Source organism: Acinetobacter sp. YH16044, assembly GCF_013417145.1.
Lineage (GTDB): Bacteria > Pseudomonadota > Gammaproteobacteria > Pseudomonadales > Moraxellaceae > Acinetobacter > Acinetobacter amyesii.
The window spans coordinates 1-1,156 of the sequence record NZ_VPEK01000173.1 but is presented as its reverse complement, the minus strand read 5'-3'; the positions used below and the strand labels follow the sequence as shown (position 1 = coordinate 1,156).

Sequence of the window (1,156 nt, the reverse complement as noted above, 5' to 3'; positions counted from 1 at the left end):
ATGTGAGACAAAAAGTCTTGACGAGTCAAACCCATTGACTTAGCAACTGTGTCATAAATCTGAATTTCATTATCAGTTAAACGAATAGTTACTGCCTTAGTATCTTCGTCAGAGCTAGAAGCAGAATTTGTAGCCATTGCAACACCTAGAGATTTGAATAACATTTTAAAGATTCCATTAGATTCTATTAGATTGTTTTTAGAATATTATAGATTTAAAAAAGAATGTCAATGCGTCGCCACCCATGCGGGATGGCTAAAAGCTCCCGATCTGAAATCAGATGGGAGCTTGTAATCAGGGAAAGGAAGGCTTTGAAATTTTAATTTCGGAGTGGTCGCTCGTAGACACTCGCTCGGCTACTGGAGAAAGTGTACTTACTACACTTTTCGTTTCACTCAAAGTTCGTAAGTTACTCGATGAATGCTAATAGCCTACGTTCGACATATGGGAAAAGATCAATGTTATATAAAAATCCGTCCCATCTATGGATACGTTCCTTAATCCGTACACGAATTTTAGGAGGGATTCTCCAGTGAGCTTTTCTATGTACTCGCTGCGGTCGTTCCGTGACTGCGTGCCCTCGCACCGGCAACGTCCTCGCATCGTCCACACTTAGACCGCACGCGCTATATCGCTCAGTCTCAGTCGTCGAAGCTCCTCCCAATCCCGCGCGCTCTCCCGCCTGCGGTTCTACGTGTCTTGTGATGAGTAAGTCGTAATAAGATTTTTTGCCATAGGCAAATTTGTACAGCATTTCGAGATAAGGCAAAGTCTTATCGTCAGGCATATCATCTGTCATTGTGTCAGGAATTTTGACACCCCATAACAAACCGAATGAACCTGTTAAACGCTTGCCCTTGAGAACCTTAAACGCTTCCCAAGTCTTTTCAACGGACAGATCGCCAAACTTCAAAGCATACTTACAGACTTCGGCAGCCGCTTTGCTATAGCCGTGACCTTTTTCTTTTTTTGCCCTGCGGACATCGACCACCATCGAATCACCAGTGATGCTATGCCAATATTCTGAAAATTCCTGCTGATCAATCCATTGATCAACTAAGGCGAACATATGAATATGCGGATGCCATTCACCTGTTTTCTCGTTATATGTATTCTCGTAAGAATACATAGCACCTTGAACCTTACAGAACTCGCT

1 protein-coding gene is annotated in these 1,156 nt (G+C 42.8%); it reads right to left on the bottom strand.

Going from position 1 to position 1,156, the window contains the following annotated elements:
• Nucleotides 1-409: 409 nt before the first annotated feature.
• On the bottom strand, nt 410-1,156 hold a 747-nt coding region (locus tag FTV38_RS17820), incomplete at its 5' end, for a protein rep (RefSeq protein ID WP_180023080.1).